Raw genomic sequence first — 1,308 nt, 5'->3', positions numbered from 1 at the left:
GGGATCTGGTTGAGGATTTGAGGGCTGCTTTTTATGCGAAAGATAGCCAGAAAGGTGTGATTGATATATTGAAACGTCATGGTAATTACGCAGCGGACAGATGAGATGACGGATAAAAGTGTTACGGCGGAAATTTCGGAAGCAATAAGGGAAGGGGATTGTAATTCTATTAACTCTTTGTTTCGTGAAAATCCTAATCAGACAAATGTGTATACATATTTTGGTGGCCATACTTGGCTGGGTTATTCGGCTCAAGTAGGAAATTTGACGGTGGTAAAAGAGCTGGTTCTTATTGGATCGGATGTAAACAAAGGCAGTAAAAGGGAAAGCCAGCTCCCAATTTGCGCTGCTGCAGATAGTGGGCACTACGAAATCGTCGAATATCTTTTGGAGCAAGGCTCCGAGCTTGACGTCAGCGCATCCATTCGAAATCCACTTTTCGCGGCTATTGTTGGCAGCTCACCAAAGATCGTTACACTGCTTTTAGAGGCAGGAATCGACAGTACCGTACGCTATAACAGTGACACCATGAGTGACATGGACGCGGTCGCATTTGCGTTGATGAGGGGTGAGCGGGAGTGCGCCGAAATCATCGCGCTCTGGAATGCAAAGGGCGATGATGCGACCGCGCGGGAAGTACTAAAACACGCAGATAAAATCGCTGAAGAGAATGCGTACCGGAAGCTGAGATAATAGTGTTGTAAGTCCGGTGTGAGGGAAGGCCTACCTCTCTAGCATCCTCAGTAGATGTATTTCCCCTTAACTCGGAAAGTGAATCGTTAGCTTGAATTCTGAAGGCCCCAGACCGGTACCGCCGCCTGGGAAGCCCGCTTTGAGCTACAAAAGATTGCCCTCGAGTTCCAAAGCATTAGCCATAGTTTGGGTGATCCCAATCTTTCATCCTCTCAAAAGGCAGAGCTCTCCTATCGCTTAGAAGAGCTGGAAGCCGCATCACAGTTCCAGGCTGAGCGCATTGCCCAATCCGAACAGGATGGCGAAGGCTGGGTGGCCGCGCCTGCCCGAGGCCCTGAACTGGCGAAAGAACTCGGTTGGCCTGATGCACCGGAAGGTCATGTCTGGGTAGCGGGTACGGAACAGCCGTATCTGCGCCGGGTTGATGCCAATGATACCTCAAAGTTGAGGTATGATATCGGCGCGGAAGAATTTGTTGAGGGAGCCCCAGGAAGCACCACACTTTCCCATGTCCAGGATGTGTATGCTCGCCCTTATATCAGTGTGGAAACAGAACGGGCCGTGGGGGTTAAACCTCTTGATATGAAAAACGCCCATCTGCATCATATCTTGGAG

General features: G+C 49.8%; 2 protein-coding genes. Both read left to right on the top strand.

Annotated elements, in window-relative coordinates; genetic code table 11:
• Nucleotides 1-105 precede the first annotated feature (105 nt).
• Entirely contained in the window at nt 106-693 is a 588-nt protein-coding gene (locus ACXAFR_RS27390) for an ankyrin repeat domain-containing protein (protein WP_475183349.1), read from the top strand.
• Nucleotides 694-879: 186 nt separating this feature from the next.
• A partial coding sequence (locus ACXAFR_RS27385; protein WP_475183345.1) for a hypothetical protein occupies nt 880-1,308 on the top strand: 429 nt, incomplete at its 3' end.

Source organism: Pseudomaricurvus sp. ABR4_320 (assembly GCF_056159445.1).
Note: the sequence above shows the minus strand (reverse complement) of the source record. Positions and strands in the feature narration are given on the sequence as shown.